At 68.9% G+C, this 22,074-nt stretch carries 21 protein-coding genes; 13 read left to right on the forward strand and 8 right to left on the reverse strand.

What is annotated here, in order from left to right; all coding sequences use genetic code 11:
• The first annotated feature begins 137 nt into the window (after positions 1-137).
• Genes AB0B98_RS02115 through AB0B98_RS02135 form a run of 5 tightly spaced genes read left to right on the forward strand, consistent with a single transcriptional unit; the run spans position 138 to position 5,274 of the window.
• Positions 138-1,727, forward strand: a complete 1,590-nt coding sequence (locus AB0B98_RS02115; protein WP_357360563.1) for an ABC transporter substrate-binding protein — start codon at positions 138-140, stop codon at positions 1,725-1,727.
• Positions 1,697-2,716, forward strand: a complete 1,020-nt coding sequence (locus AB0B98_RS02120) for an ABC transporter permease (RefSeq protein WP_357360134.1) — start codon at positions 1,697-1,699, stop codon at positions 2,714-2,716. The genes AB0B98_RS02115 and AB0B98_RS02120 overlap by 31 nt, the downstream gene beginning before the upstream one ends.
• On the forward strand, positions 2,709-3,593 hold the full coding sequence (locus AB0B98_RS02125) for an ABC transporter permease (RefSeq protein ID WP_357360136.1): 885 nt from the start codon (positions 2,709-2,711) through the stop codon (positions 3,591-3,593). Before AB0B98_RS02120 ends, AB0B98_RS02125 begins: the two co-directional genes overlap by 8 nt.
• Positions 3,590-4,597 carry an ABC transporter ATP-binding protein gene (locus tag AB0B98_RS02130; RefSeq protein ID WP_357360138.1) on the forward strand — a complete coding sequence of 336 codons (1,008 nt, stop codon included), beginning with the start codon at positions 3,590-3,592 and terminating at the stop codon, positions 4,595-4,597. Before AB0B98_RS02125 ends, AB0B98_RS02130 begins: the two co-directional genes overlap by 4 nt.
• Positions 4,594-5,274: an ATP-binding cassette domain-containing protein gene (locus AB0B98_RS02135; RefSeq protein WP_357360140.1), complete on the forward strand. Its 681-nt coding sequence runs from the start codon at positions 4,594-4,596 to the stop codon at positions 5,272-5,274. The genes AB0B98_RS02130 and AB0B98_RS02135 overlap by 4 nt, the downstream gene beginning before the upstream one ends.
• An 83-nt stretch (positions 5,275-5,357) precedes the next feature.
• Here the strand turns inward: AB0B98_RS02135 and AB0B98_RS02140 are convergent, their stop codons facing one another.
• Positions 5,358-6,257, reverse strand: a complete 900-nt coding sequence (locus tag AB0B98_RS02140) for an ABC transporter substrate-binding protein (protein ID WP_357360142.1) — start codon at positions 6,255-6,257, stop codon at positions 5,358-5,360.
• A gap of 827 nt (positions 6,258-7,084) precedes the next feature.
• On the opposite strand from AB0B98_RS02140, the gene AB0B98_RS02145 reads away from it, so the two are divergent.
• Entirely contained in the window at positions 7,085-7,609 is a 525-nt protein-coding gene (locus AB0B98_RS02145; RefSeq protein WP_357360145.1) for a GNAT family N-acetyltransferase, read from the forward strand.
• A gap of 458 nt (positions 7,610-8,067) precedes the next feature.
• Here the strand turns inward: AB0B98_RS02145 and AB0B98_RS02150 are convergent, their stop codons facing one another.
• Both AB0B98_RS02150 and AB0B98_RS02155 read right to left on the reverse strand, forming a co-directional pair.
• On the reverse strand, positions 8,068-9,144 hold the full coding sequence (locus AB0B98_RS02150; RefSeq protein WP_357360147.1) for a cellulose binding domain-containing protein: 1,077 nt from the start codon (positions 9,142-9,144) through the stop codon (positions 8,068-8,070).
• Between the two features lie 471 nt (positions 9,145-9,615).
• The gene (locus tag AB0B98_RS02155) at positions 9,616-10,515 is read right to left on the reverse strand and encodes an ADP-ribosylglycohydrolase family protein (RefSeq protein WP_357360149.1); all 900 of its coding nucleotides are present in this window, start codon (positions 10,513-10,515) and stop codon (positions 9,616-9,618) included.
• 836 nt (positions 10,516-11,351) lie between these two features.
• Here AB0B98_RS02155 and AB0B98_RS02160 point away from each other — a divergent pair.
• Entirely contained in the window at positions 11,352-12,464 is a 1,113-nt protein-coding gene (locus AB0B98_RS02160; protein ID WP_357360151.1) for a hypothetical protein, read from the forward strand.
• Between the two features lie 253 nt (positions 12,465-12,717).
• On the opposite strand, the gene AB0B98_RS02165 is transcribed toward AB0B98_RS02160, so the two are convergent.
• Entirely contained in the window at positions 12,718-13,023 is a 306-nt protein-coding gene (locus AB0B98_RS02165) for a sugar phosphate nucleotidyltransferase (RefSeq protein WP_357360153.1), read from the reverse strand.
• On the opposite strand from AB0B98_RS02165, the gene AB0B98_RS02170 reads away from it, so the two are divergent.
• The 6 genes from AB0B98_RS02170 to AB0B98_RS02195 all read left to right on the forward strand — a co-directional run bounded on the left by AB0B98_RS02170 (position 13,006) and on the right by AB0B98_RS02195 (position 18,081).
• Entirely contained in the window at positions 13,006-13,425 is a 420-nt protein-coding gene (locus AB0B98_RS02170; protein WP_357360155.1) for a GDP-mannose 4,6-dehydratase, read from the forward strand. The genes AB0B98_RS02165 and AB0B98_RS02170 overlap by 18 nt on opposite strands.
• Before the next feature lie 218 nt (positions 13,426-13,643).
• Complete coding sequence (mtnA, locus tag AB0B98_RS02175; RefSeq protein WP_357360157.1) at positions 13,644-15,176, forward strand: S-methyl-5-thioribose-1-phosphate isomerase; 1,533 nt, start codon at positions 13,644-13,646, stop codon at positions 15,174-15,176.
• Complete coding sequence (gene mtnB, locus AB0B98_RS02180) at positions 15,173-15,841, forward strand: methylthioribulose 1-phosphate dehydratase (RefSeq protein ID WP_357360159.1); 669 nt, start codon at positions 15,173-15,175, stop codon at positions 15,839-15,841. Before mtnA ends, mtnB begins: the two co-directional genes overlap by 4 nt.
• Entirely contained in the window at positions 15,838-16,419 is a 582-nt protein-coding gene (locus AB0B98_RS02185) for a cupin domain-containing protein (protein ID WP_357360161.1), read from the forward strand. The genes mtnB and AB0B98_RS02185 overlap by 4 nt, the downstream gene beginning before the upstream one ends.
• On the forward strand, positions 16,416-17,120 hold the full coding sequence (gene mtnC, locus AB0B98_RS02190; RefSeq protein ID WP_357360164.1) for an acireductone synthase: 705 nt from the start codon (positions 16,416-16,418) through the stop codon (positions 17,118-17,120). Before AB0B98_RS02185 ends, mtnC begins: the two co-directional genes overlap by 4 nt.
• A gap of 148 nt (positions 17,121-17,268) precedes the next feature.
• Positions 17,269-18,081 (forward strand): S-methyl-5'-thioadenosine phosphorylase, encoded by an 813-nt coding sequence (locus tag AB0B98_RS02195; RefSeq protein ID WP_357360565.1) that lies wholly within the window; start codon positions 17,269-17,271, stop codon positions 18,079-18,081.
• A gap of 115 nt (positions 18,082-18,196) precedes the next feature.
• Here AB0B98_RS02195 and AB0B98_RS02200 read toward each other — a convergent pair whose 3' ends face one another.
• The 4 genes from AB0B98_RS02200 to AB0B98_RS02215 form a co-directional block, all read right to left on the reverse strand.
• The gene (locus AB0B98_RS02200) at positions 18,197-19,456 is read right to left on the reverse strand and encodes a hypothetical protein (protein ID WP_357360166.1); all 1,260 of its coding nucleotides are present in this window, start codon (positions 19,454-19,456) and stop codon (positions 18,197-18,199) included.
• A gap of 60 nt (positions 19,457-19,516) precedes the next feature.
• Positions 19,517-19,651 carry a hypothetical protein gene (locus tag AB0B98_RS02205; RefSeq protein ID WP_274525390.1) on the reverse strand — a complete coding sequence of 45 codons (135 nt, stop codon included), beginning with the start codon at positions 19,649-19,651 and terminating at the stop codon, positions 19,517-19,519.
• Positions 19,648-20,739, reverse strand: coding sequence for a hypothetical protein (locus AB0B98_RS02210; protein ID WP_357360169.1), 1,092 nt, complete (start codon positions 20,737-20,739; stop codon positions 19,648-19,650). Before AB0B98_RS02210 ends, AB0B98_RS02205 begins: the two co-directional genes overlap by 4 nt.
• A gap of 90 nt (positions 20,740-20,829) precedes the next feature.
• Positions 20,830-22,032 carry an MFS transporter gene (locus AB0B98_RS02215; protein WP_357360171.1) on the reverse strand — a complete coding sequence of 401 codons (1,203 nt, stop codon included), beginning with the start codon at positions 22,030-22,032 and terminating at the stop codon, positions 20,830-20,832.
• Positions 22,033-22,074 lie beyond the last annotated feature (42 nt).

Raw genomic sequence — 22,074 nt, forward strand, 5'->3', positions numbered from 1 at the left:
TGATCAACCAGAAGATGCCTACGTTTGGTAATTGCCAAAGACTGGCAACTGTGTCACCGTGATGATCAACGGGGTCGGCGTCGCGCCCACCCGACAAACGATTCCTCCCCACACCACAGGAGCCCTCTGTGACCCGGATGCGTCCGACCTTCCGACGCCTCACGGCGGCGACCGCGGCGGCGGGGATGCTCGTCCTCGCCGGATGTTCGGCCCCGGCCAACCCCGACGGCTCATCCGGCGGCGCAACGCTGGTCGTCGCCACCTCCGACGAGCCGGACGCGTTGAACCCGGTGCTCAACTACGGCGTCGACGGCGCCTCACTGATCTTCGACGGCCTCGTCAGCCGCGACGACGACAACCGCCTCGTCGCCGGCCTGTCCACGGCGCTGCCGGAGCTGTCACCCGATGGCCGCACAGTGACCGCGAAGCTCCGCGACGGCGTGCAGTTCCACGACGGCACCCCGCTGACCGCCCAGGACGTCGTCTTCACGTACCAGGCCGTGCTGGATCCGACCGTCGACTCGACGCTCCGCTCCGACCTGGACATGGTGGAGTCGGTGACCGCGCCCGACGCGGCCACCGTCGTGTTCCGGCTGCGCTACCCGTACGCGCCGTTCCTGCAGCGGCTCACCCTCGGCATCGTGCCGGCGAAACTGCTCAGCGGGCAGGACATCAACACCGCACCGTTCAACCGCAAGCCGATCGGGACCGGGCCGTACCGGGTCGACTCCTGGACCCCGGGCGACCGCCTGGTGCTCACCGCCAACGAGCGCTACTTCGGTGGCCGGCCGAAGAACAACCGGGTGGTGGTCGCGTTCGTCGCCGACGACAACGTCCGCGCCCAGCGGATGCGCGCCGGCGAGTTCGACGCCGCCGAACTGCCGCCGAAGCTGGCCTCCGGTTTCGACGCCGACACCACGTACCGGGTGCAGCGGGTGCCGACCGCCGACTACCGCGGCGTGATGCTGCCGACGGGCAACCCGGTCCTCGCCGACCCGGCGGTCCGCCGAGCGCTCAACCTGGCCGTCGACCGGGCCGCGATGGTGGCCGGGCTCCTCGGTGGCGCCGGCGAACCGGCGTTCGGGCCGATCCCGCCGACCTCCGAGTTCGCCGACCCGTCGATCATCGGCAAACCCACCGCCGACCCGACATCGGCCGGAGCGCTGCTCGACGCGGCCGGCTGGACGCCCGGCCCCGGCGGGGTGCGCGTCAAGGACGGCCGGCCGGCCCGGTTCACGCTGATGTACCCGGCGAGCGACACGCTGCGCAAGGACCTGGCCCTTTCCGTCACCGCCGACGCGAAGAAGGTCGGCATCGAGGTCACTCCGGCGGGGCTCACCTGGGACGCCATCGACCCACGGATGAAGTCCGACGCCCTGCTGATGGGCTACGGCACGCCGTACGACCCGGACTTCGTCTCGTACAAGCTGTTCGGCTCGACGTTCGCGGGGCAGGGCTACTTCAACCCCGGCTCGTACCGCTCCGACGTCGCCGACCGCGCCCTGCAGGAGGGCCGCGACCAGATCGACCCCTCCCTTCGCAAGGCCGCGTACGCGCAGTTCCAGAAGCAGTTGGCCGTCGACGTACCGTGGCTGTTCCTCACCTACCTGCGGCACACCTACGTGCTGAAGTCCTCGGTTGAGGGTGTGGCGCCGCGGGTCGAGGCGCACGAGCACGGGGTGTCGAACAGCCTCTGGTGGAACATCGACACCTGGACGCGGTCGTGACCCGCTCCGGCCGACTGGCCGGGGCGGGCGCGGTGGTCCGGCGTCGGCTCCTGGTCGCCGTGCCGGTGCTCGCCGCGACCAGCGTCGGTATGTTCGCCCTCGGCGCCGCCTCGCCGGTCGACCCGGCGAAGCAGTACGCGGGCGCTGCGGCCTTCACCGCCAGCGAGGAGAACCTGGCCCAACTACGCGCGAACTGGGGCGTCGACGATCCCCTGCCGGTGCAGTACCTGCGTTGGATCAGCAACCTGGTGCAGGGCGACCTGGGTTGGTCGACCAGCCGCCACGAACCGGTCGCCTCGGTGCTCGCCGCCCGGGCCGGCTGGACGCTGCTCCTGATCGGTGTGTCCCTCGCCCTGGTCCTGGTCGCGAGCCTGCTGCTGGGCGCGCTGGCGGCGTACCGGCGCGGTGGTGTGTTCGACCGCGCGTTGCGGGCGGCCGCGTACGCGGTGCAGTCGATGCCGGTCTTCTGGCTGGGCCTGGCCGCGATCGCCGTGTTCGCGCTGGCCCTGGGCTGGTTGCCGGCGGGCGGGCTCACCGACGTCACAGCGACCAGCGCGTCCTGGTCCGATGTGGCCCACCACCTGATCCTGCCGGTCGGGGTGTTGGCCGTGTCGCAGGCGCCGTGGTTCGTGCTGTTCGTCCGGGACGCTGTCGCGGACAGCATGCGCGACGACCACGTGCTCGCGGCGCGGGCCCGCGGGTTGCCCGGTCGGACGGTGTTGTTCGGACACGCGCTGCGGACCGCGCTGCTGCCGTTCCTCACCCTGGTCGGCACCCACCTGCCCGAACTGGTCGGCGGGGCGGTGCTGGTCGAGACGGTCTTCTCGCTGCCGGGCCTCGGCGCCGTCACTGTCGCCGCCGCGCTGGGCAGCGACTTTCCGCTGCTGGCGGCGATCACGCTGGTCACCACAGCGGTGGTGCTGGCCGCGAACCTCGCGACCGACCTCGCCTACGCCGCCGCCGACCCGAGGGTACGACTCGATGGCTGACCTCGCTGCCCGACCGCCGCTGCTCCGGGTGACCCGGTCCCGGCTGCGGCTGCGACCCGGCCAGACCGGTGTCGTCATCGCCGGTCTGGTCCTGCTGGTGGCCGTCGCCGGCTCGCTGCTCGCTCCGCTCGTCTGGCCGCTCGACCAGAGCGCTGTCGCACTGGACCAGACCCGGTTGGCGCCCTCCTGGACCCACCTCGCCGGCACCGACGACCTGGGCCGCGACGTGGCGCACCGCGCCGTCTACGGGCTGCGGGTCTCGCTGCTCGTCGGCGCGGTCGCCGCGCTCGTCGCCACAGTCCTCGGGGGCGTTGTGGGCGGGATCGCCGGCACGCTCGGCGGCCGGGTCGACCGGATCCTGATGCGGATCGTGGACACCATCGCCGCGATGCCGCACCTGCTGCTGGGCATCTTCATCGTCGCCATGCTGCGTCCCAGCCTCGGTGCCGTGATCGCCTCCGTCGGGCTCACCCACTGGCTCTCCACCGCCCGCATCGTCCGATCCGAGTTGTTGAGCCTGCGGACCCGACCGTTCGTCGACGCCGCCATCAGCGGCGGAGCCGGCCGGCTCCGGGTCCTCACCCGACACCTGCTGCCGCACGTCCTGCCCCGGCTGGCCCTGGCGACCACCCTGATGATCCCGCACGCGGTGTGGCACGAGACCGCCCTGTCGTTCCTCGGCCTCGGCCTGCCACCACACCTCGCCTCGCTGGGCAACATGATCAACGACGGCCAGGGGTCGCTGCTGACCGGCGCCTGGTGGGCCAGCCTGGCACCGGGCGCTGTCATCGTGGTCGTCACCCTCGCCATCGCGGTCCTCGCCGCCCGCTGGCGCGACCGCCTCGATCCCCGGATCCGAGCGGAGCTGCACCTGTGACCACCACCGAATCCGCTACCGCCGAGGCGTCGCCCCACGCCGCCGCGCGGCAGCCGCTGCTCGCCGTCGACGGCCTCGGCGTCGAGTTCCGGCTCCGCGACGCGCGCGTGCGCGCAGTCAGCGATCTCAGCCTCACCGTGCGGCCCGGCGAACTGCTGGCCGTCGTGGGCGAGTCCGGCTGCGGCAAGTCCGTCCTGGCCCATGCCCTACTCGGCCTCCTGCCGGGCAACGCCACGACCACCGGCCACGCCGTGCTGCACCACCCCGGTGCCGGCCCGGTCGATCTGGTCACCTGCGGCCAACGCCAGCTTGCCCGCAGGGTACGCGGGCGCCGGGTCGGACTGGTCCCGCAGAGCCCGGCCACCGCCCTGAACCCGGTCCGGACCGGACGGCGACTGCTCGCCGAGACGCTGCGGGCGCACGGCCGCGACCGCGCCGACGCCGACCGCCTCGCTGTCGATGTCGGGCTCGACCCGGCGGACCTGGACCGCTACCCGCACGAGCTGTCCGGTGGCATGGCACAGCGTCTGGTCACCGCGCTCGCACTGGCGCCCGACCCGTCGCTGCTCATCGCCGACGAGCCCACCACCGGGCTGGACCGGCCGCTGGTGGACCACACCCTCGACCTGCTGCGCCGTCGCTGCGACAGCGGCGCGTCAGTCGTGCTCATCACGCACGACCTGGCCGCCGCCCACCGGGTCGCCGACACCGTCGCCGTGATGTACGCCAGCCGCATCGTGGAACACCGCGACACCGACCGGCTGTTCACCGCGCCGTCCCACCCGTACGCCTCGGCGCTGCTCGACGCCCTGCCGGACCGGGCCTTCCGGCCGGTGCCGGGCGACCCGCCGATGCTCACCGCGCTGCCCCCAGGGTGCGCGTTCGCGCCCCGCTGCCCACGCCGCACCGACACCTGCGCGGACCGACCACAGTCGACACCGGTCGCCGGTGGCGGCACAGTGGCCTGCCACCACCCGATCCCCACCACCGGAGCCACCACGTGACCAGCGCGCAGCACCTGCTCGCCGACGAGGTGAGCGTCTCCTACGGCCGCCAGGTCGTCCTCGACGACGTCACAGTGCGGGTCGGCCGGGGAGAGACGGTCGGACTGCGCGGGCCGTCCGGCTGCGGGAAGTCGACACTGGTCCGGGTCCTGGCCCTGCTGCACCGCCCCGACCAGGGCCGGGTCAGCATCGACGGCACCGCTGTCGACGCCGTCCGGTATGCCGTGCCGGTCGCCCTACGGACCCGCGTCGCCGCCCTCTTCCAGAGCCCGCGCGCCGCCGCCGATCCGCGACTGAGCCTCACCGATCTCATCGCCGAACCGCTACGCGCCACCCGGACGCCCGAGTCGGCGGTCCGGGAACGGGTGGCCGAACTCGCCGACCTCGTCGGCCTCACAGCGGATCTGCGCAGCCGGCGTCCCCACGCGGTGTCCGACGGGCAACTGCAACGCGCCTGCCTCGCCCGGGCCCTCGTACACCGCCCCGACTACCTGCTCTGCGACGAGGCCACCGCGATGCTCGACGCCTCAACCCAGGCGCACGTCGCCGCCGTCATCCGCGACTACCAGCGGACCCAGCGCGCCGGTGTCCTGGTCATCACCCACGACCAGACCCTGCTGGCCCGCTGGAGCGACCGGATCGTCGACCTCGCCAGCACAGCGGGGGCACGCTCCTGAACCTCGGTGCGGTGCGGTGCGAATGCCGGGACAACGGGCGATCGGCCTCGGAGGTCCGCCTCCGCCACTCGGGCGCGGCAGCGTCAGCCGACGTCGAGGGGCACCCGCCGAGCGCGGGAGTCGGGGCGGCCGGAGAGGATGCCGGCGAGGATCTCCGCGCCGTCGACGACCCTCGGGCCGGGGCGGTTGAAGTAGGCAGGCCCGTCGACCACCCACACCTGCCCGTGACGCACCGCGGGCAGGTCCGCCCAACCGGGTTGCCCGACTGCCACGGACAACTCGTCGACGGTCCGCTCCGGCGTGAACCCGCACGGCCCGAACACCACCACCTCGGGAGCCAGGTCGGCGACCACCGACCACGGGTGCGGGGTGCTGTGCGCGCCCGGCCCGAGCAGCAGCGAGCGCCCGCCCGCGTAGGCGATCTGCTCCGGCACCCAGTGCCCACCAGGCATCAACGGGTCGAGCCACTCGACGAACAACACCGTCGGCGCGCCGGGCGCCGACCCCGGCAACGCGGCGAGGCGACGCTCGGCGTCGGCTCGGATCTCCGCCGCCCTGCCTTCGGTGCCGGTCAGCGCGGCAACGGCATCGACAGTGTCCAGGATCCCGTCGATGGTCCTCGCCTCCAGGGACATCACACTGGTGTCGAGATCGATCAGACCAACCGCGTCGTTGACCCGCTCGTAGGAGACCGCACACACGTCGCACAGATCCTGGGTCAGGATCAGATCCGGCTTCAACCCCTCCAGCACGGCGACGTCGAGCTGGTACAACGACGATCCCCGGTGCGGGTCACCGGCGATCGCCGCCGAGATCTCCCGGCTCGTCAAGGTCTCCGGCAGGGACGTCGCGGTCACCGCCGGGACGTCGGCCAGAGCCCCCGGCGGCCAGTCACACTCGTGGGTACGCCCGACCAGATGCCCGGTCAGGCCAAGCATGGCCACGACGTCCGTGGCCGCCGGCAACAGGGAGACGATTCGCACATCCGCCTGCCTACCAGGCGCGACCGAACCAAGTCCACTCCCCGACAGAGAGATCACGGCGGCTCGCCCTGTCACATCGGCTCCTCGTCTGGGCTCATGAGCACGAGTGCAAACAACCTGGACTGTGCGATCGGCATGCAGACCTGGTTACGCGGATGGCCGAGGCGCGCAACTGGTCAACGGTCCGGCTTCTCATCGATCTTGGCTTCGGCGTCAACGGTGTCACCGCCGCCGGGGCCACCGCTCTGCACTATGCGGCGGCAGCGGGGGGAGTCCGGGCGCCGACCAATCGCCTCGGTACCGCTCGGACGACTCGGCGCGAACACACTCCTGCTCGCAGCACTCTTCACTCAATCCGATCTTGGCTCTTTCTGCAGCAGCCTCCCGAAGTTGCTGCATGGCGGATGGATTCCTCGCCACGTCCAGGCCAGCTATCCAGGGAACAGCAACGCCTGACCACTTCGAGCCCTAACAGGACGTAGCACCTAGTCTGACCTGCGGAAACGAGGAGCCACAGGCAGGGGTGGGTGCAGTTGAGCGCCGTTCGACGCCGTTGGGCGCAGCACAAAACCGTTCAGGGCACCCTGCTGCTCCCAACCTGCTCCCCCAAACCGGGCCCGCGCCGGGCCACCGACCGACCTTGAAGTCTGCCCAGTACCCCTGCTTGGCGCCAGCGCTGGCTCCCGCAGCCGCATCGGTCGATGGGGAAGCACGTCCACGATCGCCGCGCCTTGTCAGCGGCAGAAGCCTATGTGGCAGCGGCCCTCCGCTTGGCGTGACCCGGGGTCGGGACAAGCAAACCGGAATGGCGCTGAGAAACTGGTGGCATGACGAGCCGAATCCACGGGGATCTGCTGTTCGTTCGTGCGACGGCCGCGGACGTGCCGGACGTCCTGGCGGTTCTCGACCATGCCGCGGCCTGGCTCACCGCCGCCGGCATCCAGCAATGGCCGGACCGGTTTGTCACCGAATGGATAACACCGGCCGTTGAGCGCGGGGAAACCTGGTTGGTACGTGCCAACGGTCGCACCGCGGGCACGGTGACGCTCGACTGGTCCGATCCCGTATGGAGCGACTGCTTGGGTCGAGCCGGCTACCTGCACCGGATGGCGGTGGAAAGGTGGGCTGCCGGTACCGGCAGCGCCATCCTGACCTGGGCCGCGGATCGGGCACGCGCCCACGACGCCGCCGTGCTACGGCTCGACTGCGTGGCCACCAATCCCGGCTTGCGCGCCTACTACGAGGCCGCCGGCTTTCACCACCGCGGTGACGTCGAAGTCGGCGGCGCTCCCGGTCAGCGCTCCGGCGGCGGCACCCGAACGCTTGTCAGCCGCTACGAGCTACTTCTCTGACGAGAACGGCGGCCGCTCTCGATCGCGTAGACGCAGTTGCGATTACCCCACCAGCGTGCACGGTCGGCGGCAGATCCGTTCGCGGCTGGTCGATCGGCGTCGTCTCGGTGATCGAGCCATTGACGTACTGCCCCGAGGTCCATGTCGGTTGATCCGAGATATGGGTCGACGCGGTGCAGTAGCGCCGGTGGGGATGGTTTCAAGGCTCGCTGAGCCCGCCGGGGTGCTGCCTCTTGGCCACAGCTATCGTCCCGGCGTGAGTGACTTCTGATCCTTGATCGAGGATTCTGCGGGGCACGCGGACCGGGCAGGGTGGATCGAGTGTCGGCACCCACCACGACGGTGACCGCCAACCCCCGATGGCCTGGTCGAATTGACCCTGAGCGCCGTGCCGACTCGCAAACGTATCGACGGCCAGTGGAAGGACCTTGGTCAGCCCTTAACGGAGGGACGAGGCGCTAACGGATGGTGAAGGTCAGCGGGTTCGAGATGCCGAGGCCGCCGTGGGAATCGTGGACCCGCACGGTGAAGGTGGACGACGTTCCGGCCGACAGGGCCGTCTGGAACTGGTAGCGCTGTCCGCTGTTGGTCGGCGTCACGGCCAGCCGGGTTGCGCCGAGGTAAAGCTCCACCCGGCTGACAAGGTCCCCGGGATCGGTGTCGGCGACGTCGGCGACCAGCGTGACGGTCGTCGGCTCGAGGAAGTAGGTCTGCCCGCCGGGGGTGCTCAACGCCACCGCCGGCGGGTGGTTGGTGCCGGTGGACGCCGGCGTCACCACCGTGACCAGCAACGGCGGCGCAGAGCCAGACAGCGACTGGTCGGTGCCGGCCGAGACGTACAGCACGAAGGTGGTGCTGGTGCCGGGCTCCCCGATCGGTGGTGTCCACAGCGCCTCGTACCGGTCACCGGTCGTCCTCACCCCCCGGGCCACCGTGACGCCGTCCACCCGGAACGACACCGAGGTGATGCTGTGTCCGCCTCCCACGGTCGCGGTCGCGGCCAGCGGGACGGTTCCCGGTGTGGTGTACACCGCGCCGGCGGTCGGGCTGAGCCAGGTGACGATCGCTGGGTAGTCAGCGGGCGGCGGTGTGGTCGTCCGGGTCGGCGTCACGCTGGGCAGGACGCCGCCGGTGCACGTTACGCCGTTAAGCGTGAACGACGCCGGTATGGGGTTGCTGCCCGACCAGGCGCCAACGAAACCGATGTTCGCGGAGCCATTGGTGCCCAGGGTCGCGTTCCAGCCCAGATTGGTCGCGCTGACCTGCTGGCCCGCCTGGGCCCAGGTGGCGCTCCAGGTTTGCGTGAGCCGCTGGTCGACTGCAGGGAACGCGAACCGCAGCGTCCACCCGTTGACTAGGTCACCCAAGTTGGTGACCGCGATGTCGGCGTGGAAGCCACCGGTCCACTGGCTGGTGACGACGTAGTTCACCCGACACCCGGCCGCCGCGTTCGCCGCACTGGCGTGTGAGATCGCGGCAATCATCGCGACCATGGCAACAGCGATGGCGGCCACAGCAGTCAGCGACTTCCGCATGGCACACCTCGCCTTAGATAGTTGAACGTCTATGACTGTGTCGACTGTCCTGCTGCTCCGCCTTCCTGTCAAGGCACGCACGGCAGTCCTGCCGCCGGCAGGACAACGGACAGCCCGCCCAGGGCTGATCGGTAGCGGCCCGGTGGGGAGTACGTGTACTTAGGGAAAGCTAGGCAGGCCTGCCCATCCATCGGATACCAGCGATGTAAAGGATGGTTCGCATGCGAAGGACACTGTGGTTCAGTGCCACGCCGGCTCATCGGCTGTGAACGAAAGTCGCGATACCGCATCTGCGGGATGCCAACGCTAACGCCTTCAGATCCGCCGAAGAGGTCGTCACAGCGAATGCGCTGGTTAGGACACCATCCGGTGGAGTTCGTGTCGGTCGGTGGTGGGGTTACGCGCCGTAGCGACATCTGGATACCGTCGGCATCCGGATCAACCGATAAGCGGGCCACCGTCGGCTAGTGCCTAGCTAGCTGTAATCCAGCTTGGAAGCGGCTCGCGCGTGGTGAGCCAAGGCAAGGGGATGCCACCGGGGCCGGCGCCGGTGAAGGCGGCGACGATGCCGCCGACTATGGAGGCGGTCGTGTCCACGTCACCGCCGGCCTCGATGCACGCCAGGACCGCCGCCGGATAGTCGTGTAGGAAGGTTGCTGCTGCCCACAGCGTGAAGGGCACCGTGTCCTGCGCCAGCACCCGCGCTCCGTTGCCCAGCTCGTAGGCAGCTTCGGCAACACTGGTGCCGAGAAGGGTGATAGCCCGCCGAATGCCTGCACTGACGTGACTGTCGACGAGATGCGCCAGCACCGCTTGCAGTAGTGCTTCCGGCTCGGGCCGGCGATCTGTTCGTCGAGCATGACCTGCTTCGGCGGCGGCTACAGAGACGGCGACCGCTCCAAGTACTGCCTCGGCGTGGGCGTGGGTGACCTCCGCCGAGCGCATCGCGCGCAGCGCTGCGGCCCGAGAGTCGCCGGCGTAATAGGCGCCCAGCGGTGCCACGCGCATGGCTGCGCCGTTGCCCATAGACCCCTGACCATCGAAGGCGGCGCGTGCCGCCTGCCGCCAGTCGGCTCCGTCGCGTATCTGGTGCAGGATGACGACCGCGCCGCCGCCATAACCGCGGTAGGGCTCGTACCGCTGCGCGAAGGCAGCCGCAAGGCGGTCGGGGTCGATGTCGCCACGGGCCTGCAACTCGCTGACGATGGAGCAGGCCATCTCTGTGTCATCGGTCCAGGGCCACGGCCCACGAGGAGGGCGACCAGCCGCCAGTTCGGTGTAAGAGGTGCCTGGAACGAAGAACTGCGCGCCTAGCGCGTCACCTACTGACAGCCCGTCCAAGCTGTCACGACAAAGATCAACGGCAATCATGAAGCCCCCATCCTGCCATGCAACGGATCCAGACGGCAGGCGACAGCCGGGCGGGCGCTACCTTGACTACTCGCGTCGTACCCCCAGCGGCTGCCGCAAGCCGACACCTGAAATTCCTCCCAGCGCAGGCTGCTGGTCGGCCAGCCCGCGGCCTGGCTAATCCCTGGTCGGCGACGGGAGTCGTAGGAGAACCCGGCGAAGCATAGTCGTGCGGCGAGGCGCTGCCCAGCGGGTCGCCCGTCAGGAAGCCGAATGCTGGACAGGTACAGGACGGCCACGAGGTGGCTGGTGGGGATCAGCCAGCGGCCGCGCTATACCTGAACTGGTCTGGGTCCGGCGGCGTCTTCGGCGAGAACAACCAGTCACTCGATGGGCCAACGCTCAGGCTGTCGAGGGCGGCCACCAGCATGGACAGGACAGCCAAGCCGATGACGACTTTCTCGCGCAGGGGCCGTTTCCTACGCGTGCGCTCACCCGAACGTCGCTGCTCACTACCGCTCCCACTCGGCACGCTGACCTCACCGGAGCGGCCCCATCGGACCAATGTGGAACACGCCCGCATCCTCGTACTTCGTTCTCCGCTGGGAACCGCCGTAGCGATGTCCCGGGCTGCTCGACCGCGGATAAGCACAGAGTTGCTGGCCCGCACCGAGCTCGTGGCGGGACGTTCGAGGAGCGGCGGCAGGAGGCAAGGCGGCCTGGGCCTGGACGCTCCATTCCGTGACCGTGCCGCTCGCCCGCTGCCAATGGCGTCCGCAGCCTACGACGCGCCAGTACGGTCTGCCTAAGCGAGATGCCTGTCGATTGGCCACGCCTCAGGCCCGTACGGTTAGCGAATGCCCGAGACCGGACTTCGCCGTGAGCTGGTCAAGAACCGCTGGCTGCTGTCCCTCGCCGTCGTTGCGACGGTGGGAGCGACGGCGTGGGCCTGGCAACTCGCTGCGACCGGTTTCAGCCCCAGTCCCCGACTCACCGACCGTGGCGTGATCGCTGTCGCGCTCGACGGGAGCCAGACCGACGTAACCACTCCGGTTCAGGTTGACGTCGCCTACAACCCCGGAACCGGCAAGGCGGGCACGACCTCCCTGTCGCTAGTGCTGCAGCACGAATTCGGTGCGGTGCCCGAGACCGCGCCACCGACCGCTGTCATTGTGCTGCTATGCGGGGAGTTGACCACAGGCATCGACTTGATCAACAAATTTGACCAGCCGGTGAAGTGGGAACCCGTGCAGCCGAAGTCCGAGAACGGCGACTACTGGTCCATGCTCGGCGGATCGATGTCGCGGTGCATCTACACGCGCGTTTCGCTCGGAGGCGGCGCTGCGGGCCTGCGGCAGGAGATCTTATCTGGTGTCAGCCGCATGACAGGCACGCGCGCCTCTGGGGCTCGGCTGCTCTACGTCCTGCCAGGAATCACGACGCTACCCACCGCATCCGCCGGAGATGTCGCATTCCGCCCGCTGCCAGCAGGATCCAAGGCGACCATCCGCCTATACAACCAACCCGACGACTTCAATGCACAGGCCGCCAGTCCGCAGCTGCCGGACTCCGGCATCCTTCGCTGGACCAGGGAGCTGCCAGGCGGTGCGGGACCGCTCAGCTACCGCCTGTCGGGCGAACTGCTCGATACGGCGGCTATACAACAGCGCGACCTCTTCATGGCCGGCGCGCTGGCCGGAGTCGCCGGCGGGGGCATCATGCTCGCGATCGAGGCTGCCGTTCAGTTGCTGTTGAACCGCAGCCGAAAACGCGCGGCACACTCGCAAGCCGTGGCCCCGCCACCCCAATCGCAGGATCTCACCAAGGCACCTGCCCTCATCACGCCACCGACGGCCGCGACACCTCCTCACCGCCTCGACCGATGGATGACCATCGCGGTGGCCGCCGCAGTTGGGGCCACCACCGTCCTGATCCTGCTCCGCCGCAAGAGGAACCGGCGGCGGTTCTAGGCCGACGCCACCACGACCGCGCCCACAGTCGCAGTCGCAGTCGCCGCAGCCTGAATGCGTAACAAGCGTCGGCAGGCCGGGAGGGGGTCGACACCACCAGCGAGGCCGGAGCCGCGAATCCTGACCACTTCGGGTCCGCCGCAGAGGTCACCAGCCTGAAGGGCCTGCTCAGGACGTTGCCCGCGGGATCGGTGTATCGACTGACGGATCTGCGGCGGACTCCAGCAGGCACACCCGCAACGCTCCACATCGACTAGCCATTGGCGGCAGCCGCACCGAGCATTTCGGACACGGCTGCGAAGATCAACGTCGAAAGAGGACAGCCAATCATCGGTTTGTGAAAGACCGGCGTGAGCTGTGTGGGCACCGCACGGGTGAGCGACCACAGCCGGCATCCGGCCGCCGCAGCATACGCACGTATTAGGACCGGATGAAACCAGCTACATCGGCGACGATGATCTTCACGCTCCGCGGGTTTACGTGATCTTGTTGCGTGAGACGGGGGTGACGTACTTCGATCTATTGCGGATACGATCCTTACGTGCGCGAGATCCTTCATGCCGGCGGCACCCCGGAGAGCAGCGCTCCGGGGGAACCGTCGGTCGATCCCGCCCGGGTGACTGTGCTGACCAAGTTGGCCGACTCCGGAAGCCTGCGCAACCTCGAGGCCGCAGGTGAGGACACACGCCCAGATCGCATCCACTGTGGCATTGACACCGCTCTCATCGACGCGATGGCCGCGGGTCACGACGTCATCGTCCACTTCGCCGCTGACTCTCATGTCGACCGCTCCATTGCGGGTGCCACCCCGTTCGTCACCACCAACGCGCTCGGCACGCAGACACTGCCCGACGCCGCGCCCCGGCACGAAACGCCAGGCCGGCCCGGACAGGATCGCGCCAGTCGCCGCCCGCAAGGGCCCACGACCGTCGCTATTCCCGCGACACCAGCAAGATCATGACTGAGGTCGGGTGCGCGTCACGCATCGATCTGGAGTACGGGCTGGCTGCGACGGTGCAGTGGTGTCGAGATAACCGAAAGGGGTGGAGGCCACTCAAGGCGGAGCCACCTTCGTGATCAACATAACTCGACAATTGTGGACGCTGTGCAGCCACTCGCATCCACGTTCCGGGACGCCTCAAAGCGCCGTATCGACCTGCCGACTTCAGCACTTTGTCGATGGAGGAGCAATTCATGCAGCGTTCGGTCGATTGGGAACCCGGCTGCGTCGTCGCTGTCGACCAGACGACACTCCCTCACGAGATGACGGTCCTGCACATGACCGGCATCGATCAGATCATCACAGCGATTCAGCGCCTGGCCATCCGGGGCGCTCCGGCCCTCGGACTGGCGGGTGGGCTCGGCGTCGCTCTGTCGGCGCACCTACGATCAGTCGCCGGCGAGGTTGATCATGCTGCCGTACGGGCGGACGCCGAACTGCTCGCGGCCGCCCGACCAACCGCCGTGAACCTGCGGTGGGGTGTCCAGCGGGCGCTCGGCCGGCTAGCGGACGGCCCGGACGCCGTCCTGCAAGAGGCCCTCGACATGATCACCGAGGACGAGCGGACGAACCGTGCCGCAGCGACACGCGCCGCGACCCTCATCCGTGAGGTGTCCCCGCGGCGGCCGATGCACGTTCTCACCCACTGCAACACCGGCCGATTGGCGACCGGCGGCTGGGGGACCGCCCTGGGCGCGATCCGAGAGCTGGCGGCCAGCTGTGATCTGGGTTCGGTGCTCGCGACCGAGACCCGGCCGCTGTTGCAGGGTGCCCGACTCACCGTGTGGGAGCTGGCCGAGGCGGACATCCCGCACCGGCTGTGTGTCGACTCGGCCGCCGCGGCGGCCATGGCCGGTGGTTCGGTCGATTGCGTCATCGTCGGGGCGGACCGCATCGCCGCAAACGGCGACACCGCCAACAAGATCGGTACCTATGCGTTGGCTTTGGCCGCAGCGCGCCACGGCATCCCGTTCATCGTCGTCGCACCGGAGTCCTCGGTCGACGTCACCACGCCGCGCGGCGATGACATCCTCATCGAGGACCGGCCCGCCGACGAGGTACTGGAGATCGCGGGTGCACAGATCGCGCAGCCCGGGACAGCGGTGTACAACCCCGCGTTCGACGTCACACCGATCGACTTGATCACCGCCATTGTCACCGAGGACCGGGTCATCCGGCCCACCCGCATCGGCGACACTTCGCTTGTCCGCCACGTAGCCGACTTCCCACAGCCAGGCGTGACCTTCCGCGATCTCGCTGGCGTCTACACGGACCCGCATGCTCTTGCGGCCCTCGCCCGCCGTTTGGCGGATACCTTCCGCGGACGGTGCGACCATGTCCTCGCCATCGAGTCCCGGGGCTTTCCCGTCGGAACACTTGTCGCGCAACTGCTCGGCTGCCCGCTGACGTTCGCCCGTAAGGCCGGCAAGCTGCCCGGCGCGGTGCACAGCGTCCAGTACGGCCTCGAGTACGGCGCTGACACGCTGCAGGTGCAGATGGACGCCCTTGCTCCCGGCGCCAGGGTGCTGATCGTCGATGACGTCCTTGCCACTGGAGGAACCCTCGCCGCCGCAGCCGAATTGGTTTCCGCCAGCCATGCCCGTACCGCGGGCTTCGGTGTGCTGCTCGAGGTCGCCGGGCTCGGCGGTGTCGAGCGCCTCAACGGACGTCGCCTGGTCGTTGCCCTTGCTGACGAAGGAGCCACCGCGTGACAGGCATCATCGACACCCGCGGCGCCGCTCACCTGGTAGGGGAAGCCCGGGAGCTGTACCTGCGGGGATGGCTCGAGGGAACGTCCGGCAACCTCTCCACGCGGCTCGACGACGCCAGCGACACGATACTCATCACCACGAGCGGACGCAGCAAGGGACGGCTGACAGAGAGCGACACCGTACCCGTCAGCGTGCGGACCGGGTTGCCCGTGCGGCCCATCGGGCCGAAGCCGTCCGCCGAGACCAGCATCCACACCGCCATCTACGCCGCCGATCCGCGCTGTGGCGCGGTCATCCACGTGCATTCCCCGCACGCCACGGCTGTCGCCGTGTTGGCGGCCCGAGCCAGCCGGACGTCGGTACGGTTCGCCGATCTTGAGCTGATCAAGGGCCTCGGAGTCGTCGACCCGGCCAGCGTCCATGTCCCGGTCTTTCCCAACTGGCCGGACGTCGCACGCGTCGGTACCGACGTAACGAACCACCTGGCGCAGTCCGCGGCGACACCGCCGGTGTTCCTGCTCGCCTGGCACGGCGTCACTGCCTGGGGTCCGTCGCTCGAGGTGGCCCGCAATCGCCTCGAATGCCTTGAGGCGATGTGCCAGTTGACACTGCTCGCCGCAAGCGCCTCACCGAACACGGATCTATTCCAGGAGGGTCTGCTATGACACTGCTTCAGGTGATGCCGGCTACCGACGGCAACGACATTCGACTGCGCACTACCGACGAGGACCGCATCCGGGTCGAACTGTCCCGCTGGAACATCGTGTTCGAACGATGGGCCACGACCCGGCCGCTCGATGCTGCCGCCGACTCCGGTCAGGTGCTCGAAGCCTACCGCGATGACGTACGCAGGATCAGCGAGGCCGGCGGCTACCGGCTGGTGGACGTCGTACGCATGCGGCCCGACGACGCCGACCCGGACTGGCCCGCCACGGCCCGAGCGGCACGGGAGAAGTTTCTCGAGGAACACGTGCACGACGAGGACGAGGTCCGGTTCTTCGTCGAGGGACGCGGGTGCTTCTATCTGAATCTGGACGGCATGGTGCACGCCGTCGTGTGCGAGGCTGGTGACCTGCTCTCGGTGCCGCGCGGCACGCGGCACTGGTTCGACATGGGCCGGCAGCCCCAATTCACGGCGATCCGGTTCTTCCAGGAGGAGGACGGGTGGATCGCCGACTTCACCGGCGAGCCGACCGCCCGTCAGATCCCTTACCTCGACGAGTTGATCGGCGCTAATTGGTGAGCCGCGCCGACGCAGTCGTCCTGGACGTCGAGGGCACGTTAGGTTCCCTCGCCTTCGTCCGTGATGTTCTTTTTCCCTACTCTCGTGAGCGAGTCGCCACGTTTCTCGAACGCGACACGACGGATGTCCAGGACGTACTCCGAGCCACCGCGGCTCTGGCGGGCAAGCCGACGGCAACACGCGCAGAATTGGTCGTCGTCATCAACGGCTGGATCGATCAGGATGTCAAAGCGCCACCGCTCAAGGCGCTGCAGGGGATGATCTGGGCGGACGGGTACGCGAGCGGAGCGCTCACCGCACACGTCTTCGACGACGTCCCCACCGCGCTGCGGACGTGGCGTGCCGACGGCCTCGGCGTGCACCTGTTCTCCTCCGGTTCCGTCCAGGCGCAACACGACTGGCTGCGCCACACCGAGCTGGGTGATCTGCGACCGCTGGTCGACCGGCTCTTCGACGCGCAGGGCATGGGCGCCAAGACCGATCCCGCGGCGTACCAACGGATCAGCCGGGAGATCGGCGTAGCCGCGGACCGGATCCTGTTCGCCTCGGACCGGCCCGTCGAACTGGCCGCCGCCCGCGCCGCCGGCTGGCATACCCTGGGTGTGCACCGACCCGGGAACCCGCCAACGGACTTCGGCGCCCACGCCTGGGTCACTGATTTCTCGTCTGTGCGCCCGCAGCCAGTCGGCAGGCCGACATGAGCCGGTCGCGGCATCAGAGTTCGACGATATTTCGCGGGATGACCGAGTTTCCCCACGCCTCCGGTTCGGTGAACCTTCGGCAGGGCTTCCCGGACACCGACGAGGCAATCCATCGACTCACGAAATTCCATGCATGAGGAGAAAGATCATGTCAGCGCTACAAGCGTCGTTGGCCGTCATCGGCGGAAGCGGCTTCTATTCGCTGCTGGACGAAGCCCGCGAAGTGCATGTCAGCACCCCGTACGGCGAACCGTCGGACGCCGTCCTTGTTGGTCGCGTCGGCGACCGCGATGTGGCCTTCCTCCCCCGGCACGGCCGCGACCACCGTTACCCGCCGCACCGGATCAACTATCGCGCCAACCTCTGGGCACTGCACTCGATCGGCGTCCGCCAGATCATCGCCCCGTGCGCCGTCGGCTCGCTGCGACCCGAGCTCGGGCCGGGAAGCCTCGTGGTCCCGGACCAACTCGTCGACCGCACCAGCGGCCGCCAGCAGACCTACTACGACTCCGGCGCGGCACATGTACCGTTCGCCGACCCGTACTGCTCGCAGGGGCGTGAGGTAGTCATCGCGGCATCGCGTCGCGAGGGGATGCCCGTGACGGATGAAGGCACCATGGTCGTCGTCGAGGGACCCCGATTTTCGACCCGGGCCGAGTCACAGTGGTACGCGGCTCAGGGCTGGTCCGTGGTCAACATGACCGGCCTCCCGGAAGCAGTTCTGGCTCGCGAACTCGCGATGTGCTACACGGCGGTGGCGCTGGTCACTGACCTCGACGCCGGTCTGGACAGCGCTTCCGCCGTGAATCAGAGGGAGGTGTTCGACGTCTTCGCGAAGAACACCGACCGCCTCCGGTCGATTGTTCTGAATGCCTTGGCCGACCTGCCTGCCGATCGAACCTGCCCGTGCCGGGAAAGCCTCGACGGCATCGCAGTCGCCCGGGATGCCGTGCCCAGCTGACACGACCCTCTCAGGCGCACCTGACGGAGGCGATCGGCATGCCGGAGCCGGAGGAACCGGCGATGCTGCGGAACCTGCCCACGGCAGGGCCTCTGGACAGCCTTACCGCTGTTCTTCACACGATCGTTGACCCATCCGTAGGTTCGACCTCTAGCCGGAAGGCACGCCGAAGCGCCGCCATCGTGGGAGCGATCTCTGCCTCGTCGCGGGCGCGGAAAAAGACGACCCCTGGCGTCGACGACGAGTTGAGGTCCGACGTGACCACGTCGCCGACGCTCATGGTCATCCGCATGTCGATCAGTCCAGGGATCGCCGCGCGGATCTCCTCCTCGGACGACATCTCGACGATCCGGCCCGGACGGATCGGAAGATTCACGTTGACGACAATGCCGTCGGTCGACGTGACGTCCAGCGCCGGCGTGCACCCGAGCCCCAGGGACCAGAATGCCTCCCACAGATCGACTCCGTGCTGGTGACTGATGGCTTCGACGATGCCGCCGCCCGCGGGTCGGCACGCCGCCTCGCCGACCCGGAAGCCGTCGCGGGACCGGTAGAGCTCAACGTGGGCGACCCCGTCGCGGAGCCCCAACTCGATCGTGGCCCGGCTGGCGACCTCCAGCGCCTCGTCATGGTCAGGGTGGTCGGGGGGGACGATCCACGATCCGTCGAAGTCGTCGATCCGGCCGAGCAGCGGGTCGAAGTAGATCGACACGGCGGCGAACAGCACCTTGCCCTCGTGAAGAACGGCGTCGACGTGGAACTCCCGGTCCATCGCCACGTACTGCTCCACGGCCACCGGCATCTCCTCGGCGCGCAAACGCGCTCCGGTCGGCCCGGTCGCCCAGGCCCTCGCTGCCTCCGGCCCGTCGATCCGGGTCACGTCCATGCAGAGGGCGCCGAACGTCGGCTTGACGACGACCGGCCATCCCAGGCTGTCGCCCGCCTTCGGGACGTCGGTCGGTTCGAAAACCCGCTGGACCTGAGCTGTCTTCAGGCCTGCCTCGATGAGGCGTCGCTTCATGAGGAACTTGTCGGAGAAGGCGAGTGCGACGTCGTACGAATCTCCGGGGATCCCGAGCGAGGACCGCAGGAAGCCAGCGGTCGGTACACCGAACTCGACCGGCGAGATGATGCGATCCACAGGACGTGACGCGGCCACCCGACGGACGGCGACGAGCACCTGGGTCGTGTCGCGGATGTCGTCGACCTCGATGACCTGCATGGTAGGTAGACGGGACGCGCCGCCGCCGTCGGGGAAGTGGTGGGGATGGCCCGCCTCCGCCACGATGGTCACGTGGTCGACGGATGCGGCGTCGAGCAGACGGAACGGGAAGGCGCGGCGCACGGTGGTCAGGACCACGGCGTGGGCGGTCACTACGGCACCATCCTTTCGATCAGATCTTGGAAGTAACGTCCTGTCGGAACTCGGCGAGGATCAGCAGATGGGCTTGTGGCGGTCGCCCTTCGAGGCCTCGTCGACAACCCGGCCCGGCACGGCAACGCGGTACGCCTCCTCCAAGCTGGAGAAGACCAGTTCCTCGCTGCCCGAGGTTGACACAGGGAGTGTCACGCCTGACCACTCTCGACGAGGAGTGAGGCCAGGACCGCGTCGATCTCCGAGCGAAACGCCGCAGCATCCGTGGCGGGAAGCTGGGCCAGGACCGACCCGGCGAGCTCCTCGATCTTCTTCTTCGACGTCGTGGTTCCAGGTGCCACCGCCCACAGGCCGCGGACCCCCGCGCCTCGCCGACATTTAGCCTCGTAGCTGCGGGTGCCGAGGTGCAGGGACTCGATGCCGTTCTCCTGGGCGAACCGTACGGGCCCGTGCACTAGGAGCACCGCGTACTCCGCGGCGTTGCGCAGCTCCCCGTAGTTCAGGCCGATCGAACGAAGCGCGAGTTGCTGGCCCGACCGGTAGCCGAGCGAGTACCCGGTCATGCGCGAGCCGTCGAAGACGGCGTGCGCCACGGCCTCCTCGCGGAGGATGTGGGCCTGGCGGCCGAGGGTTGCCCGCAGGTTCTCCTCCTCGTGCTCGTTGCCGTACTTGAGCTCGACCTGCTGCAGCAGCGGAGCCCCGCACGCGACAATCTCGTCGATCGACACCTGCCGGAGCTCGAGGCCGCTCTTGACGAAGCGCTGCCACTCGCGGCGCCAGTGTCGATGCTGCGACTTCGTCAGCTTCGACTCGAAGGGCCCATCCGCAGGGATTTGCTGCACGGTGCAGTCGGCGTCGACGAGGTGCACCCCGGGGGTCTCTCCGGTGAGCGAACGCGCGGCCGCTACGACGTGCGGCACGTCCTTCGACGGCAGGTATGGCCACCACCAGGCGCCGTGTACCTCGGGGAACGCCTCGAGGGCCGCGCCCATGAGCTCCGCCAGCGCTGCGGGCGACCGGTGAGTCCCGATCACCGGGGAGCAGAATCCCCGGCGTCCACCGAGCAGCAGCCGCGCACTGTCGTCCTCGCTGTCGAGCAGGGTCTCGAAGCGATAGTCCGGATGACCTTCGTCCGGCGCATGGTGGGCGACGAGCCCGGCACCGTCCTTCATCAGGTAGGCGGGACGGCCGACGCCGTCGGAGTCAACGAAGCGCAGCCAGTTCGGCGAAGAGTAGAAGCTTTCTGGTTGGGGCCAGGCTGAGGGGACAGTGGAGCTGATCATTCCCTCCGGCTTTCGTCTGTCGCAGACACATGCATCGACGTCGTCACGGCGCGCCGTCTGACATCGACCAGTATAACGGTGATCTACGTGCTACTCGGGCCCCGCGTGCCTGGCAAGCGAGGGGCCCACGAGCCGGGCGGCCAGCGCGCCGACCGCAGCGATCACGACGAGAAGCACCACGGCGACATCGACCTGATCGGCGAAGGGGGCAACGACGAGTGCACCCATGGCGAAGCCCAGCGCGAGGCTCGTGTTGACCCAGGACTGCGCCTCGGTCCGCTGCCCCGGGGGGGTGGTCGCCGCCGAGAGCGAGAAGACCGTGGCCAGGCAGGGTGCCGTGGTGGCGCCGACCAGGGGAGCGACGACGATGAAGCTCCATGGCGCGGCCTGACCCAGGAGCAGCATCACGATGCCGCCGGCCGTCAGCAGCAGCATGATCGGCAACCAGCTCTGCGGAGTACGTCCACTGCCGTACGCGCCGAAGACAAGTCCTCCGACGAGGCTGCCCACGGCCATTCCGGCCAGCAGCAGTCCTCCCGCCCACTCGTAGCCGCCGGAGTGGCTGATCGTCAGCAGCAGCACCTCGACGGCGGCGCTGACCAGGGACGGGACCAGCGCGAGTAGCAGGGTCGTCCTGAACGGCGAAGAGGCAACCGGCCCCCATCCGCCCTTGCTCCGGGAGGCAAGCACCTGCTCGGCCGGTTCCGACCGGATCACCAAGACCGCGGACAGGACCAGCAGGGCGATGACGGGCAGGACCGCGACGGCCGGATCCGTCCACGTCGCCAGCAGGCCCGCTGCCGCGGGGCCGACGACGAAGGCCACCTCGAGCAGGACAGCGTCGAGGGCCATCGCTGTGTGCCGGCCCTTTCCCGGGAGGGTGAGGGCGATCCAGAGTCCACGGATCGTGGCAGCGACCGGCGGCATGAAAGCGCCGCTCAGCACGGCGACTCCTGCGATCACCAGCATCGACGAGCCCTCGATGACGGCGACCAGGACGGCCACCATCAGGATGTACAGGCTGGTGGTGACGAGGAGCACGGGTTGCACGCCCCGGCGGTCGATCCATCGGCCCCGTGCGGGGGCCGTGAGTGCCTGGCCCACCGTATAGGCGGCCAACGCCAGGGCGGCCGACGACTCGTCGCGTCGGTCGGCCACGAGCAGGAACAGCACGACCGACCACATGCTCATGGTCAGGCGCGCTACCAGGGCCGCGACGGCCAACCGGCGCATGTCCCGCTCGCCGAGCAGGGCCCTGTATGCCTGCACCCCCGTGCTGGATTCCTTGTTCACGCGCGCATTAACCCACGACGGCGCAAAGTCGACCCCGCGGTA

This window comes from Micromonospora sp. NPDC048947 (assembly GCF_040649495.1).
Classification (GTDB): domain Bacteria; phylum Actinomycetota; class Actinomycetes; order Mycobacteriales; family Micromonosporaceae; genus Micromonospora; species Micromonospora alfalfae.